This window comes from Marinomonas spartinae, assembly GCF_016461715.1.
Classification (GTDB): domain Bacteria; phylum Pseudomonadota; class Gammaproteobacteria; order Pseudomonadales; family Marinomonadaceae; genus Marinomonas; species Marinomonas spartinae_A.
Window position 1 is genome coordinate 90,924 of sequence record NZ_JAEMUI010000005.1, and the last position, 15,659, is coordinate 106,582.

General features: G+C 44.8%; 18 protein-coding genes. 13 read left to right on the forward strand and 5 right to left on the reverse strand.

Annotated features, from left to right (window positions below):
- Window position 1 precedes the first annotated feature (1 nt).
- Window positions 2–430, reverse strand: a complete 429-nt coding sequence (locus tag JHD45_RS07095; protein WP_199475819.1) for a DUF6795 domain-containing protein — start codon at window positions 428–430, stop codon at window positions 2–4.
- A 136-nt stretch (window positions 431–566) separates the two neighbouring features.
- On the reverse strand, window positions 567–740 hold the full coding sequence (locus tag JHD45_RS22510; protein ID WP_199475820.1) for a DUF805 domain-containing protein: 174 nt from the start codon (window positions 738–740) through the stop codon (window positions 567–569).
- A 139-nt stretch (window positions 741–879) separates the two neighbouring features.
- On the opposite strand from JHD45_RS22510, the gene JHD45_RS07105 reads away from it, so the two are divergent.
- Window positions 880–1,923, forward strand: a complete 1,044-nt coding sequence (locus JHD45_RS07105) for a helix-turn-helix domain-containing protein (RefSeq protein ID WP_199475821.1) — start codon at window positions 880–882, stop codon at window positions 1,921–1,923.
- A gap of 1 nt (window position 1,924) precedes the next feature.
- Here the strand turns inward: JHD45_RS07105 and JHD45_RS07110 are convergent, their stop codons facing one another.
- From JHD45_RS07110 to JHD45_RS07120, 3 genes are all read right to left on the reverse strand, one after another.
- Window positions 1,925–2,944, reverse strand: coding sequence for an alpha/beta hydrolase family protein (locus JHD45_RS07110; RefSeq protein WP_199475822.1), 1,020 nt, complete (start codon window positions 2,942–2,944; stop codon window positions 1,925–1,927).
- Window positions 2,945–3,058: 114 nt separating this feature from the next.
- Entirely contained in the window at window positions 3,059–3,697 is a 639-nt protein-coding gene (locus JHD45_RS07115; RefSeq protein ID WP_199475823.1) for an alanine--tRNA ligase-related protein, read from the reverse strand.
- Window positions 3,698–3,852: 155 nt separating this feature from the next.
- Window positions 3,853–5,319, reverse strand: coding sequence for an anion permease (locus JHD45_RS07120; RefSeq protein ID WP_199475824.1), 1,467 nt, complete (start codon window positions 5,317–5,319; stop codon window positions 3,853–3,855).
- 310 nt (window positions 5,320–5,629) lie between these two features.
- Here JHD45_RS07120 and phnF point away from each other — a divergent pair, with 310 nt between their 5' ends.
- The 12 genes from phnF to phnD all read left to right on the forward strand — a co-directional run bounded on the left by phnF (window position 5,630) and on the right by phnD (window position 15,621).
- Window positions 5,630–6,322 carry a phosphonate metabolism transcriptional regulator PhnF gene (gene phnF, locus JHD45_RS07125; protein WP_199475825.1) on the forward strand — a complete coding sequence of 231 codons (693 nt, stop codon included), beginning with the start codon at window positions 5,630–5,632 and terminating at the stop codon, window positions 6,320–6,322.
- Entirely contained in the window at window positions 6,322–6,792 is a 471-nt protein-coding gene (gene phnG, locus JHD45_RS07130) for a phosphonate C-P lyase system protein PhnG (protein ID WP_199475826.1), read from the forward strand. The genes phnF and phnG overlap by 1 nt, the downstream gene beginning before the upstream one ends.
- Window positions 6,793–6,794: 2 nt before the next feature.
- Window positions 6,795–7,421: a phosphonate C-P lyase system protein PhnH gene (phnH, locus tag JHD45_RS07135; protein WP_199475827.1), complete on the forward strand. Its 627-nt coding sequence runs from the start codon at window positions 6,795–6,797 to the stop codon at window positions 7,419–7,421.
- A complete protein-coding gene (locus JHD45_RS07140; protein ID WP_199475828.1) occupies window positions 7,422–8,534 on the forward strand; it encodes a carbon-phosphorus lyase complex subunit PhnI in 1,113 nt (370 codons plus the stop codon).
- Window positions 8,531–9,451, forward strand: coding sequence for an alpha-D-ribose 1-methylphosphonate 5-phosphate C-P-lyase PhnJ (locus JHD45_RS07145; RefSeq protein WP_199475829.1), 921 nt, complete (start codon window positions 8,531–8,533; stop codon window positions 9,449–9,451). Before JHD45_RS07140 ends, JHD45_RS07145 begins: the two co-directional genes overlap by 4 nt.
- Window positions 9,444–10,250, forward strand: a complete 807-nt coding sequence (gene phnK, locus JHD45_RS07150; RefSeq protein WP_199475830.1) for a phosphonate C-P lyase system protein PhnK — start codon at window positions 9,444–9,446, stop codon at window positions 10,248–10,250. Before JHD45_RS07145 ends, phnK begins: the two co-directional genes overlap by 8 nt.
- Before the next feature lie 25 nt (window positions 10,251–10,275).
- Window positions 10,276–11,001, forward strand: a complete 726-nt coding sequence (gene phnL / locus JHD45_RS07155; protein ID WP_233407668.1) for a phosphonate C-P lyase system protein PhnL — start codon at window positions 10,276–10,278, stop codon at window positions 10,999–11,001.
- A 16-nt stretch (window positions 11,002–11,017) separates the two neighbouring features.
- Window positions 11,018–12,154, forward strand: a complete 1,137-nt coding sequence (gene phnM / locus JHD45_RS07160) for an alpha-D-ribose 1-methylphosphonate 5-triphosphate diphosphatase (RefSeq protein WP_199475831.1) — start codon at window positions 11,018–11,020, stop codon at window positions 12,152–12,154.
- A gap of 65 nt (window positions 12,155–12,219) precedes the next feature.
- On the forward strand, window positions 12,220–12,804 hold the full coding sequence (gene phnN, locus JHD45_RS07165) for a ribose 1,5-bisphosphokinase (protein ID WP_199475832.1): 585 nt from the start codon (window positions 12,220–12,222) through the stop codon (window positions 12,802–12,804).
- A 13-nt stretch (window positions 12,805–12,817) separates the two neighbouring features.
- Window positions 12,818–13,663, forward strand: coding sequence for a phosphonate metabolism protein PhnP (phnP, locus tag JHD45_RS07170; RefSeq protein ID WP_199475833.1), 846 nt, complete (start codon window positions 12,818–12,820; stop codon window positions 13,661–13,663).
- A 219-nt stretch (window positions 13,664–13,882) separates the two neighbouring features.
- On the forward strand, window positions 13,883–14,653 hold the full coding sequence (gene phnC / locus JHD45_RS07175) for a phosphonate ABC transporter ATP-binding protein (RefSeq protein WP_199475834.1): 771 nt from the start codon (window positions 13,883–13,885) through the stop codon (window positions 14,651–14,653).
- Between the two features lie 38 nt (window positions 14,654–14,691).
- Window positions 14,692–15,621: a phosphonate ABC transporter substrate-binding protein gene (phnD, locus tag JHD45_RS07180; RefSeq protein WP_199475835.1), complete on the forward strand. Its 930-nt coding sequence runs from the start codon at window positions 14,692–14,694 to the stop codon at window positions 15,619–15,621.
- The last annotated feature ends 38 nt before the right edge of the window (window positions 15,622–15,659 follow it).

Consider the following 15,659-nt stretch of genomic DNA (forward strand, 5'->3'; position numbering starts at 1 on the left):
TCTACCAGTCAACTATACTTAAGACATAGTAATCATCGAACTCATCACCATCTTTCTCTATCAAAGTATGCTGTTTCTCTTCTGTTTCAAGATCAGCATTTAAAGACACAAGACATTGCTGAAACACCTTAGGAGTTTTTATCCCTCTTTGGTTACCGAAAAAAAGTGTATAAACTTCACCTTCATATTCAGTGTCAACAATAATACGAACGACAGGTTGGTGTAAAATATTGCCAGGCTTTCGTGATTTTAATGACCTAGCTGGCATAGAAAAATAGCCATCATCATCGGTATAAACACTATCAAGCTCTTCATCATCGTAAGTTAAACTCCGTTCTACCAACTGATTGGCAAGAGGCTTCCCTTTTAATGTCAAACGCCCTTTCACCTCACAGCATAAATGAACCTTATATCGTATCAATCCAAACATCGATAATTCCCTGTGCATTACTTCATATAGGCGCACCAAGCTATCAAAACAGCGCTGTACTTTCAATATATCTAGGAACAGCTTGCTTTTATATTGAAATATCTTACAAAAACCTATAAGTATCAGACCAACTTCTTCATATGAAATTTTTTATTACTAACACACACCACCAACCAGAGCGATTCGTGTCGTGAAGCCTTCGCACCGTTAAAGACAACATATTCCCCAAAAAGAAGGTCAAAAAGGCTCCTCGCGATGCTCTTCCTGAAAATTGCCAAAAACGCCGCCAACCATCAAAATACCCGTTCATATTTTTCTCCAACAAAACCTATCGAAGATGAAAATCTAGAGTTTTGAGGAGACAATAGCGTCCTAAATCAGGTTCTAGGACGTCCTTGATGACTTTCTAGGTCATAATAGCAACCAAAGGAATAAGATACGGAGTTTAGATGATTGCTATTCCCTTACCTTTTGTGGTCGCCCTGTTGCTAGGTATTTTGGCTATTCTGCTGTTTATTAGACGCGAAGAAACCACCCCTTCAGCATTTGTCTTTATTGCTTTATGCACCCTAACGACAACAGTCGTTGGTCTACGTTGGACATTTGATTACCCACTGTTTCGTTTTTTCCAACCAATCTTGGCGTCTTGCATCCCTGTTACCGCTTGGTACTGTTTTGCTAACGCTTATCAACGTCATCGATTTCGATTTTGGCATCTATTGCCGCCTATTTTTGTCTTTTTAGGCTCTCTTACCTATCCCTTTTGGCGACCGCCTTTAGACCCTCTTTTGACATTACTCTATGTAAGCTACGGCGTCGCACTGATTCGAGCCTCATATAGAGTAACCAATATTCCTGAGCAGGTACGCTTATCCGATATTGATCAAGCACTAAAAGCAGAACGTGTGGCGGGGGCCATGTTGTTAATGTCGGCTTGTATTGATGGCGCGTTGGCCATTGATTTCTCGCTTTTCGCAGGCGTTCACGCCATTCATATCTTAGCCATAGGTCACGCCATATTATTGCCAATGCTCGCTATCGCAGTGATCAGGATTAGTCTAAGTATCGCACCAAACATGACGGAAACAGCCAATGAAAATGAAGAAGAAATCACGTTAGAAGAGCAAAAGAATAGGACGTATCAGCAAACCGACAACGAAGCGAAAACCATAATAGATAAAATAGACACCCTACTCACTAAAACAGAAGTTTTTTTAGACCCAGACCTCTCTTTAGACAGACTTGCCAGAAAGGCCTGCATTCCCGCACGCCAGATTTCCAGCGCAATAAATCAAATTTATGGGCGAAATGTGTCTCAAGTGGTTAACGAATACCGTATCGAACGCGCCAAACAGTTGCTCATCACAACAGATAAGCCCATCACCCAAATTTACTTAGACTCCGGCTTCCAAACCAAATCCAATTTCAATAGAGAGTTTGCCCGTGTTACTGCGCAGACGCCGAGCGCCTTTCGACGCTCGAACAGACAATAAATTAGGACTGACGTAGAAAAGACAAAATGTCCTCATACATAGCTTGATGCAGCGCCTTTCGTGAACGTCCCTTACCATCTCGACAAACAATCCCATCGCCTGGGTTTTCTTTGTCGATCATCGTTATCGCCCCCGGTTTACACAGCTGAATGAAGCTAAAATGCGCAGCATCAGGGTAGACAATGTAATGACGCCTGTTTTTAGGGATATACTTTGCGAGAAAACCCGATTCTTCCGCTTGCGGTAAATCGCCAATATCAACACCTGCGGCGAGTATCAGAGTGGGTGTGGTCAAAGTTTGTAAACTGTGACGTGACAAGCTTCGTGCTAGGCCCAAATCCAACGAAACGACTCGCTTAATCCGCTTGTCTTTTAGGCTGCCTGTTGGCTCACCGATTTGCGGCTTATCCAAGCCCAATTCAGGCATCAAACCACATATTCGAGGATTTGGCTTGGCAAGGCATTCCTGCTTCAACTGGCTTCGATCAAATTGCGCGCCCGCTAAAAGCATCACAGTCCAGCCTCCCAAAGAATGTCCTATAGCGGTAATATCGTGGTGATTAATGTCACGACGCCACATGGATGAACGTAACAACCAATCCAATAAACGTGATATATCTTGGGGGCGTTGCCACCATTGCGCTGCCGCTTGTGGTGAGCGGTCGAACGTCGTGGTACCAGGGTGATCAACGGCCGCGACTATATAACCCTCTTGAACCAACTTAGTTGCTAACCAATTTTGATTACGCCAGTTCCCGCTATAACCGTGAGAAATGACCACCAGCGGAAAATTTCCTGTCATCGGCGTCCCAATTCGGACCACATCCGTTCCAATAAATGCTGCATTTTCAGCGACTCTCTCTACTGGAAAACGCGTCTGTGACGGATACCAAATACTGGTTTTTAAGGGTCTATCACTGTCCGGATACAAAATAATTTGCTCAAAACCCACCGCATCTTGTGCTATGACTTTACTGGTCATACTCACTGCCAGTAACATCAAAACCAACACTAATTTCATTACTTCACTCCTCATAGTGATTGCAAACACAATCACTATGAGGAAAAGAGAACCATAGAACGACCTAAAACAAGATCGAGGACATAATACAAAACACGGGGTCGGCAAATAGGGTCATACCAGATAAATTTCGACTCGCTCTTTCCCTTTGCCTATATTTTTGCGTTTTAGTTTGATGCGTCCCACTTCTGAGGTGCGGTTAATATGGGTGCCACCGCAAGGCACTTGAGCAAAATGTTCGACCTTCCAATAACGCCGCCCCTTTTGTACATCCGAAAAGTCTTTCTCGATGGGCAAATCAGCATCAAACAACGACTGAGCTTGAGCTTGTATCTCGGGTAACATGGGCGAGATGCTTTCTGGCAACTCAAAATCAATACGGCTTTTCGATTCTGAAATGTGCGCCCCCATTTTTTCAAGATTGGGAATCGCTTTATAAAACAACTCAAGAATCACTTCCGCAGCGAAATGCAGACGCATCAAGTTGTATCGCCTTGGCCAATCTATTTTGACATCGACGGTTTGCCCAATCTGAAAACCCTCAGTCGATTCTAGCGTATAAAGAATCGATTGATCCCTTTTCTCAGCGCTGACTACCTGGTAACCGCCAATCGTGCCCCCATCACTTTCTTGGCCACCCGACTCCGCATAGAAAATCGTTTCGGCAAGTTCAACTTGGTTTCCATCCAGTTTGCTAATAGTCGTCGTCAGTTCAGTCTGATACGGATCCACCCAAAATTGTTTTTTTGTCACGTTCCTTTCTCCTCAGCTACATCAAGCCAAAAGCTAATGCTTTATGTTACCCAGTAGAGAAAGGAAATACAGTCAAACGTGAACCTTTACAAGCAAATGATGACCTACCAGAGACCTTTGCACGAAGCCGCAAGCACGACCACCATAAAAGTACTCTACCAATAACCCAGTACTTTCCACCATAGACCACCAACGATGCCCCAAACCGAGAGGTTCACTAGGCTCATGATGAATCCCATAATCCACCAATCTTCCATGGACACATAACCAGAGCCGAAGATAATTGGCGATGTGCCTGTGGCGTAGTGAGTCAGTGACATCATCAAAGAAGAAGCACCAGCAAGCAATAAACCAAGGTACAAAGGAGGTGCGCCCAATAACAAACCCGCCGCGTAAAAAGCCGCAAACATGGCGGTGATATGGGCCGTCGTACTAGCGAAAAAGTAATGCACATAGAAATAAGTTGCCACCAAGATCAACACCGAAATTTCCCAACCAAAGCCTAAATGCTCAATATTGCTTTCTACCACGGTGGAAAACCAATGCACCAAGCCAAGCTTGTTTAAAAAGGTCGCCATCATCACCAAGGCAGAGAACCAAACAACGGTATCCCAAGCGGATTTTTCCTTAAGAACATCATCCCAGCTTAATACACCTGTGACTAAGAGCACCGACAATCCTAAAAAAGCGACTGCGGTTGTATTAACGGCAAATGCCGAGCCAAACAGCATCGCAGGTACACCGGCCCAAAGGATCAGTAGGAGAGCAAACACCGCCACCATGACTTTTTCACCGTAGCTCATTACCCCCATTTCACTGAGTTTGGATTTGGCAAAGGCCCTCGCATCCGGTGTGCTTTTCACCTCTGGCGGATAAATGGCGTAAACCACTAAGGGCACAAGCGCAATACACACTAAGCCAGGCAAAAGAGCCGCCAATGCCCAAGTGCCCCAAGTGATGCTAATGTTCGCTCCAGTTGCATCGGATATGAGCTTAACAATCAAGGGATTGGGAGCGGTCGCCGTAATAAACATGGCAGAGGTAATCGGATTAATATGGTAATTCACCAAGGCTAAGTAATGACCAATTTTTCGAGACGAGCCCTCTTCTGGTGAAGAACCAAAACTGGTTGCGATGGATTTCATAATGGGATGAATAATACCTCCGCCACGGGCAGTATTACTCGGCGTCACGGGAGCAATCACTAATTCCGAAATCGCCAAAGCATAACCAATACCAATGGTTTTCTTGCCAAACAGAGAAATAAAATAATAGCCAATGCGATTCCCTAGCCCCGTTTTAGCAAGACCACGTGAAATCATAATAGCAATACCGATCAACCATATAAGCGAGTTTGAAAAGCCACTTAACGCATCTTTGATCGCACCTGAGGGGGAATTATTAGTCACTCCGGTGAAGGCAACCAAAGTGATCGCCAGAATCGCAATCGCGCCAATGGGCATCACCTTACCAATGATCGCAACGACGGTCCCCACAAACAAAGCCAGTAAATGCCAAGCGTTGGCAGAAACCCCTTCAGGCACTGGCACGACAAACCAAATCCCCAACGTCACAACGATCGAAATCATTCCTGGGACAATTTTTACACCACCCACCTTCATACATATTCCTTTTACAACAACACGAAAAAGACTTTAAAAGGACATAATAGCGGGACAGCCAAAGTCTGGTGATGACTTATATCAGAGAAGCTTTGATCATGAGTAAAATAGGAAAAGTAAGAGAATAGTCTGACTTTATTTCATTGCTTGGCAAAAAACCACTGTCATGTATTCTTCATTTTTTTGACTTGTCTAGATAACCAAACCGTCACAAACATCCCCTACCATGATTTCAACAAACCCATAATTTGTTTCTTTTTTTGTCTTATAAATTTGTCTAGACAAACCAAGAAATATGAATGAGAACATCATGGCCATTTATTTAGATATTGCCCAACAACTAAAAAATGAAATTCACCATCAGTACGAATCGGGTGATTTACTACCAGCCGAACAAAAGTTAGCCAGTCGCTTTAATGTCAATCGGCATACCGTTCGTCGCGCTATTGATGAACTGGTACAAGATGGTTTAGTAAAACGATTTCAAGGGCTTGGTAATCAAGTGACCCGACCTGCTATTGATTACTCCCTAAATAACCAGTCATGCTTTACCTACAATCTCTCAAAAGCAGGTTTAACATTAGACACTCAGGTGCTCGAATGCTGTGAATACAAGCTTCCTCAGGAGCTTGCCTTGCGCCTTAAACTGAGCACAAAACAAGAGGTGTTGTTAATCAAAACCTGTCGCTCTATTAATAAGCAAGCCACCACGCTGATCAAACATCACTTGTTTGGCGTCGACAAAGAGATTATGAGCCAATACCAATCGGGATCCTTACACGGCTTTTTAAAAACACACTACCACTTTCATGCCACCCGAGGCACCACACGACTTAAAGCCCGAATGCCAACCTTTGATGAATGTCAGCAGCTACAAATTGGTCGTGGGGTTCCAGTCATGGAAATTCATTCTCAATATTATCTAATCGAAAGCGGTAAGCTGATGGAGTATTCAATTAGCATCAGCCGCAGCGATATTTTTGAATACAGCGTGGAGCCTTAATGATGCCGAGTGAAAACCTTACCGAGTCAAACCAACAAGCGCGACAACACTGGATGTCAGTAATGGCAAAATCACGTTCAGAAACGTTAATCGCCTTATCAGATACTTATATCAATGAACATCGCTTTGAAACCATCCGCGCAGCCGAAGTAGGCCTAACCCAAGTACGTGGTCGCATGGGCGGTACTGGGTCTCAATTTAACCTTGGCGATATGACCATGACCCGATGTGTGGTGCGTTCCAGCAATGGTCATTATGGCCACAGCTACATTGCAGGACGCAATAAAGAACACGCTACTCGCGCTGCGCAACTGGATGCCATGCTACAAGACCAAACCTACCAACAGGACTTGATAACCAACATTATCCAGCCTTTGGCACACCACTTAGCCGAGCAGAACAAAAGGAAAGCGAATGAAGTCGCCCAAACCAAGGTGAACTTTTTTACTCTAGTGAGAGGAGAAGACTAACCATGACCACACCTACCTTAGTGAAAGGTTTCCAACATATCATCCATGACAGTCAAATAGCCTTTCGACAATTACTCAAAGCCATGAGCGAGCCCGGCTCTCTGGTTTCAGTGAGTTCACCTGAACCCATCGATCATCTCAATGCCAGCACCTTCGCCATATGCCAAGCCATGCTAGACCAGCAAACACCGCTTTGGCTATCACCCCATTTTCATACCACGAATATAAAACACAATCTACATTTTCATACTGGCGTGTCCATTATTGACGAAAGCCAACAAGCCTTATTCGCTTTGCTTTGCCCCGGTGATTTGGATTCATTTGCCGACTTGTCTCAACACTTTTCGCAAGGAACAAATGAATACCCAGAAACAGGCTGTACCCTGATCGTACAAGTCAGCAGCATAAAAGACGATCTCTCAGACGAGGGGAATTTACGCCTCACTGGGCCTGGCATAGAAACGGCGAAATTCGTTTCTATCAGTGACCTTCCGCTTGCGTTATTGGACTACTTATCAAACCAAACAGGAGAACGAAATGCCTCTTTTCCACTTGGTTTGGATTTTATCTTCGTCGATCAAACGCACTTAGTTTGTCTACCCCGAACCACTCAAGTGGAGGTACTTTAAATGTACGTTGCCGTTAAGGGTGGAGAAACCGCCATAAACAACGCACACAAATTACTCGACAAAACCCGTCGTGGTAGTTTGGACATTCCTGAATTATCGGTGGCACAAATCAGCGAGCAATTGCCTTTGGCGGTTGCCCGTGTAATGACTGAAGGTTCCATTTATGATCCGCAGTTAGCGGCTTTGGCTATCAAGCAATCCGCCGGAGATCTGGTTGAAGCCATTTTTTTATTACGTGCCTATCGCACCACACTCAGCCGCTTTTACAGCAGCGATCCAATCGATACCACACAAATGCAAGTTGAACGGCGTATTTCAGCCACCTTTAAGGACCTTCCCGGTGGACAACTGCTAGGCTCCACATTTGACTATACACACCGACTATTAGACTTCACTTTACTTGCCGACGGCCGAACACCCGAAGAACTCGAAACGATCACCTCGACCAGCCAAGAAGATGATGCCGAAGCCATGACACGTGTACTGCAAATGCTGGAGCGAGAAAATCTTATGGTGGAGGAAATCGATGAACAAACCACACCCACTGACATCACCCAAGACCCACCAGCTTACCCTTGCCATCGCAGTGCTCGACTACAAGCCCTAGCCCGTGCTGATGAAGGTTTTTTACTGGCACTGGGGTATTCCACCCAGCGAGGATATGGGCGCAATCACCCTTTCGCGGGAGAAATTCGCACAGGCGACGTCACCATTAGCATCACCCCAGACGAACTGGGCTTCAGTATCGATATAGGTACTCTGCAAGTCACCGAATGCGAAATGATCAATGGCTTTAGCAAGTTAGAAAACGATGATATTAAGTTCACTCGCGGCTACGGGCTGGCCTTTGGACAAAACGAACGTAAAACCCTGTCTATGGCTTTAATCGACCGCTCCTTGCAAGCCGAGAAATACGGAGAAGAGCGTGTTTCTCCGGCCCAGCAAGAAGAGTTTATTTTATCCCATTGTGACAACGTGGAAGCCGCAGGCTTTGTTTCTCACTTAAAACTTCCCCATTACGTTGACTTTCAATCTGAGTTGGAATTATTACGTCGCCTTCGCCAAGAGAGGATGGATAACGAACAACAAGGTGCCTCAGGAGAACAAGCATGAGCATTTCTTCTACTACATCGATAAACAAAGCCACTCTTGAGCCCATTAAAGACGGCTACAATTTTGCTTATCTTGATGAACAAACCAAACGCATGATACGTCGTGCGCTTCTCAAAGCCGTAGCAATCCCTGGTTATCAGGTACCCTTTGGTGGCCGAGAAATGCCCATGCCTTATGGTTGGGGAACGGGTGGAATACAATTAACCGCTGCGCTCATCGGTGAATCTGATGTACTAAAAGTCATTGACCAAGGGGCCGACGACACAACAAATGCCGTCAGTATTCGTGCCTTTTTTAAAGCCTTAACGGGAGTCAAGACAACGGAAAACACCGTAGAAGCCAGCTTGATTCAAACCCGCCACCGTATTCCAGAAACGCCATTAAAAGCCGACCAGATTCTCGTTTACCAAGTGCCTATTCCTGAACCGCTGCGCTTTATCGAACCCAGCGAAGTGGAAACGCGAAAAATGCACGCCCTACAAGACTACGGCGTTATGCACGTCAAACTCTATGAAGACATCGCCCATTTCGGCCATATTGCGACTACTTACGCCTACCCGGTGCAAGTCAATGATAGATACATTATGGACCCATCGCCCATTCCAAAATTTGACAATCCAAAGATGCATCAAATGCCAGCCTTACAGCTGTTTGGCGCAGGACGCGAAAAGCGTATTTATGCCATTCCACCTTTCACTAAGGTCAAAAGTTTAGACTTCGAAGACCATCCGTTTGAAATACAAGCATGGCAAGAGCGTTGCGCAATTTGTCACTCAAAAGACAGCTTCTTAGACGAGGTCATCATCGACGATCAAGGCACTCGCAGCTACATCTGTTCAGACACGGATTACTGCCGACAGCAGGTAAGCAAAAACGAGGCGGCTCCCTCCCAAGCTGGAGAAAAAACTCATGACTAATACCCAGTTGTTCCAACAAGATCGTTCAAATGCACCGTTACTCAAAGTGAACAATCTGACCAAGCTGTACGCCCCAGGAAAAGGTTGTGAAGACATTAATTTCGATCTCTATCCCGGTGAAGTATTAGGTATCGTGGGTGAATCAGGCTCTGGAAAGTCCACATTATTAACTTGCCTATCCGCCCGCCTTGCGCCAAATGATGGCGAGGTACTGTATCTCAACCGAGAAAATAACTGGCTTAACCTATACCAACTATCAGAAACCGAACGTCGTTACTTATTAAGAACCGAATGGGGAGTGGTCCACCAGCACGCCCGTGATGGTTTACGTATGGGGGTCTCTGCTGGAGCCAACATTGGTGAGCGCCTGATGGCCATCGGTGAACGACATTACGGGAAAATCCGCGAAAAAGGCATGAAGTGGATGCAAGATGTTGAACTGGAGGTGGATCGCATCGACGATAAACCCTCTACCTATTCGGGCGGTATGCAGCAGCGTCTTCAGATTGCCCGCAATCTGGTGACGCACCCAAGGGTCGTTTTTATGGACGAGCCGACCGGCGGTCTCGATGTGTCGGTACAAGCCCGCTTGTTAGACCTGTTACGCACCTTGGTTACCGAGATGAACCTATCGGTGATTATCGTCACCCATGATCTGGCGGTTGCCCGCTTGCTGGCCCAGCGTTTAGTGGTGATGCGCCACGGCAAGATAGTCGAAACCGGATTGACCGATCAGGTACTCGATGATCCGCAACATGCTTACACCCAATTATTAGTGTCTTCCGTGCTGACCCCTTAATCCTCTTTAACAAGGTAGATTTAACATGACAACAATGATCAATGTGGAGCAGCTCAGTAAAACCTTCACTTTGCACAATCAAGGCGGTATACAACTGCCTGTTTTAGACAAGGTTGATTTACAGGTTTTTGCCGGTCAATGCACCGTGCTGCATGGCGACAGTGGTTCAGGTAAAAGCACCTTGCTACGTACTTTATACGCCAATTACCTGCCAAGCTCCGGTGCCATTTACGTTCGTCATCAGGGAGAGATGTTGGATCTGGCCATAGCCTCTAGCCACCAGCTGCTGAGCGTCAGACGGGATACAATGGGATATGTCAGTCAGTTTCTGCGCGTGATTCCCCGTATCGCCACGTTGGATGTGGTCATGCAGCCGCTAAAAGAGCGAGGGGTTGCCGACAAGGAAGCCAAAGACAGAGCCGCCGACCTACTACAAAAACTCAATATTCCTGAACGGCTATGGTCACTTGCCCCCAGCACCTTTTCAGGCGGTGAGCAGCAACGGGTTAATATTGCCCGAGGATTCATTCAAAATTACCCGATTTTATTGTTGGATGAACCAACCGCTTCTTTGGATCAAAAAAATGCTGATGTCGTCGTGCAATTGATTAAAAAGGCGCTCGCCAACAATACCGCTGTCGTCGGTATCTTTCATGATGCGCACGTTCGTGACGCTGTTGCTGATCATGTCTTTTCAGTCTATAGCGATACCTCCCATGCAAATGATCAAACACCATCGCACATAAATTGATGCTGGAGCACTCACCATGATCTTAACCAATGCTCGAATCGTCTTACCAAATGAAATCATCAAAGGCACCCTAGTCATCAATGAAGGGGTCATCACACAAATAGATCAAGGCAATGTTTCATTGCCTACGGCACTAGATTGCCAAAATGGTTACCTAACCGCTGGCATGATAGAACTGCATACAGACAATATGGAGAAGCATTTCACTCCACGACCCGGCGTCAACTGGCCCGCCATCCAAGCCTTTAAGGTGCACGATGCTCAAATGGTTAGCGCAGGGATTACGTCCGTGTTCGATGCCATCTCGGTGGGGGATGTCATCGAAGGCAGTGAACGATTAAATAATCTAAGTCGTATGGTAGAAGCGCTCAATGAATCCCGTGACCGTGGTTTAACACGTGCAGATCACTTCTTACATTTACGCTGCGAAGTCAGCCATAAAGATACGTTAGCAAACTTTCACGCCTTATTAGAGCAAACGAACGTGCAGTTAGTATCGGTGATGGATCATTCTCCAGGACAACGTCAGTTCGCCAATATAGAGAAATATCGTGAGTACTATCAAGGCAAATATAAATTATCCAATGCGGAGATGGAGGCCTTCATTACTCGCCAACTGGATGACAGCCAACGCTATAGTGCACAGTTTAGAGAAACCATATGCGACACTTGTCACAACCGCCATATTCCTCTTGCCAGCCATGACGATGCCACGATTGAGCATATTGAAGAGTCACATCATTTCAACATGGTGATTGCTGAGTTCCCCACAACGGAGAAAGCGGCAAAAGCAGCCCATGAAAAAGGTATGAGCGTCTTAATGGGCGCTCCCAATGTTGTTCGTGGCGGCTCTCATTCAGGCAATATTGCCGCTCATGAATTAGCTTCTGCTGGGGTATTGGATATTCTCTCCAGCGATTACTACCCCGCCAGTCTTTTGGAGTCGGCTTTTAAAATCGCGCGATTAGAAGATAATGATTACGACATTCCAAAAGCGATGAACCTAGTCAGTCTTAATCCCGCAAAAGCCGTTGGTTTACACGACAGAGGTTTAATTGATTTAGGGTGTAAAGCGGATCTAATTTGGAGTAGCGCGAAGGAAGACCATGTGCACATTGAGCAGGTTTGGAAAAATGGTCAACGTGCTTTTTGACCCCAAACCTCATCCATGTTGACGAGTATTATCACGATAAACCGTCTGTAAAGTGAAACATAGCGATGAAAAAAACAAACAAAATCCTTTATTTAATTGGTGCTTCAGGCAGTGGTAAAGACTCGATTATCTCCGCGTTACGTCAGCATATTGACGTTTCTCAGGCGCGGCTAAACCTAATGGTTGCTCATCGCTATATCTGTCGAGATTGGCACTCTGGCAGCGAAAATCATATTCAGTTGAGCGAAAAGGAATTTTGTCAGCGCAAACAATTAGGGCTCTTTGCCTTAGATTGGCAAGCCAATGGCCTACGCTATGGCATAGGCCGTGAAATAGACCTTTGGCTGGCACAAGGGCAAACGGTGATTGTTAATGGTTCCCGTGGCTATTTATCCACCGCAAGAGCGTTATACCGTGAGCAGTTAGTACCAGTATTGATCACAGTCGATGAGGCCATCTTACGTCAACGTCTTATCGACAGAGGACGAGAGTCGCTTGATGACATCGACTCACGCATTATTAGGAATCAACAACTCACTCGGGAACAAAAGCTACTCGCTGATTGCTACAGGATTGACAATAGCACGCAAATTGATCATGCCGTTAAACAACTGATGGCGTATATCAACCGTCTATTGGATCATCAGTAAAGGAGTCAGTCATATGCTAAAGCGACCTGAGAAAAGACCAATCTTAGAGCAAACCAAAGCGGCGAAATCTCTATTAACGATTCGTATTCTTGGCTCAGGCAACGCGGCACAGGTTCCTGTGTGGGGTTGTCACTGCCTAGCCTGCGAGCGCGCCAGACGAGATCATTCCTTTCGCCGTGGCCCTTGTAGCCTTGAGATTCGTACGGAACTTGGCACCACACTAATCGATGCAGGCTTTAGTGATTTGGCTGAGCGCTACGACTTCGAAGAGATAACACGCATTGTGTTGACGCATTTTCATATGGATCATGTACAAGGGTTATTTCATCTTCGCTGGTCAGAAAGAGCGCAGAAAATTCCAGTCTTTCGGCCGGATGATGAAAAAGGCGCAGACGATCTCTACAAACATCCTGGCGTACTGGATTTTCAAGCGCCTTTTATTCCATTTAATACCGTTCAACTTCAGGATTTTTCCATTACGCCTTTACCCTTGATTCACTCTAAAATTACCTTGGGCTATGTGATCGAAAAAGACGGTTTCACCTTCGCCTATCTGACGGATACCGTAGGATTACCAGATGCTAGCTTGGCTTTCTTAAGAAACAAAACCCTCGACTGTCTGATAGTAGATTGTTCCGAGCCACCGACTCCAACCGCGCCAAGAAATCATAACGACATCAACCTTGCCCTTTGGATGTATAACACCCTAGAGCCCAAGCAAATGATACTGACCCACATTAGTCATCGACTCGATTGTTGGTTGTTAGAACATAAGGAAAGTTTACCAGCCAATATAAAGATAGCCAGCGATGGACTGACAATATATCAAAACACAGAATTTTCATCAGGAAAACATTAAAAATATATGATAAAACGATATTAAACATTTTATCTTACATTCTTCCCCCCCCTTTAATGGCATTTTAATATGCCATGATTCATTACGTTCGCTATTTATAAAATCCATCCAGTTATTTTATAAAATTTTTTATTCATCCATTATAAAATCTTTATTTAATAAAAATGTAAGATAAATATGTTCTATTGGTTTTATTAAAACTCATCGGAACAAAATCATATGCAACCTGAAAAACTTCTTTCCATTGTCAATTTGGATAAAAGTTATGGAAACCATCATCCCGTTATTAAAAAACTCAGTATGGATTTATACGCAGGTGAGTTGGTGGCCATCATTGGGCGATCTGGCGCGGGAAAATCGACACTTTTGCATATGATTAATGGCACAATCAGCACCACTGCTGGCGACATCATCGCCTTTCCCGATAGCGATACGCCCCAAAAAACCCACTTATTAAAAGGCAAAGCACTGCGCCATTGGCGCTCTCAATGCGGCATGATTTTTCAAGATTTTTGTTTGGTTCCTAGATTAGATGTAATCACTAACGTGCTATTAGGAAGATTAAGCGATACGGGTACGCTGCGCTCTTTATTTAAATTTTTTCCCAAGAAAGATGTGGAACGTGCCATTGAATTATTGGAATGGACAGGGCTAATCAATCATGCCTTACAGAGGGCGGAAAACCTATCTGGAGGTCAAAGTCAGCGTGTCGCCATTGCCCGAGCATTGATGCAAACACCGCGTATTTTATTAGCCGATGAACCAGTTGCATCTTTAGACCCCAAAAACACTCACCGAGTCATGGAAGCCCTACAAGAAATCAGCGCACAAAATATTGCGGTGATGGTCAACCTGCACTCCATCGAACAAGTGAAACAATACTGTTCCCGCGTTGTTGGCATTGCTTCTGGAGAAATTATTTATAACGGCTCGCCAGATGGACTGACCGAGGACATTCAGCAACGGATTTATGCAAACCCGGCCTCTTAGGCACTCATAATACTTATCTCAACGAGGATATTCAGACAATGAAAACCAAACTCATTAGCCTACTTTTAGGCTCGACGATTTTAGCCTACAGTGCCACCGCTTCTGCCGCTGTTCGTGAATTAAACTTAGGCATTTTAGGTGGTCAAAATGCCACTGAGCAAATCGGCGATAATCAATGTGTCAAAGCATTCTTAGATAAAAAATTGAATGTTGATACAAAGTTACGTAATTCATCTGATTACTCTGGCATTATTCAAGGACTCATCGGTGGCAAAATCGATGCCGTTATCAATATGTCTCCGTCAGGCTATGCTTCTGTTTATATCAACAATCCTAAAGCGGTTGATATTATTGGTATTACTGCAGATGACAAAGATCAATCTAAAGGTTATCACTCTGTGGTCCTCGTTCGTGCGGATAGTCCTTATCACAAATTGGCGGATTTAAAAGGCCACTCTTTTGGTTTTGCTGACCCAGATTCAACCTCGGGATTTTTGATACCGAACCATGTTTTTAAACAAAAATTTGGTGGCAACAAAGACAACGACTACAACCATTTTTTCAGTTCAACGACTTTTTCTGGCGGTCATGAACAAGATATTTTGGGCGTATTAAATAAACAGTTTGATGGCGCCGTGACTTGGACATCCATGGTCGGCGATTATAATAAAGGTTATACCGCCGGCGCTTTCACGCGTTTAATGCGTGTAGATCAGCCTGATTTGATGAAAAAAATTCGCATTATCTGGGAATCCCCATTAATTCCAAATGGCCCAGTGATTATCCGTCATGACCTACCTGCTAAGTTCAAAAAAGAATTAACTCAGGCGCTTTATGATCTCGATAAAAATGACCATAGCTGCTTTGCTAAATCAGCAGGCGGTAAGGTTCATATGGTTCCAGCTTCGGTCAAAGATTACCAAAACATAATCGATCTAAAACGTGAGCTTATGCAAGGTAATCGTTAATTCCAACAGAAACAGCAAAGACCAAACGCAGCCATTAA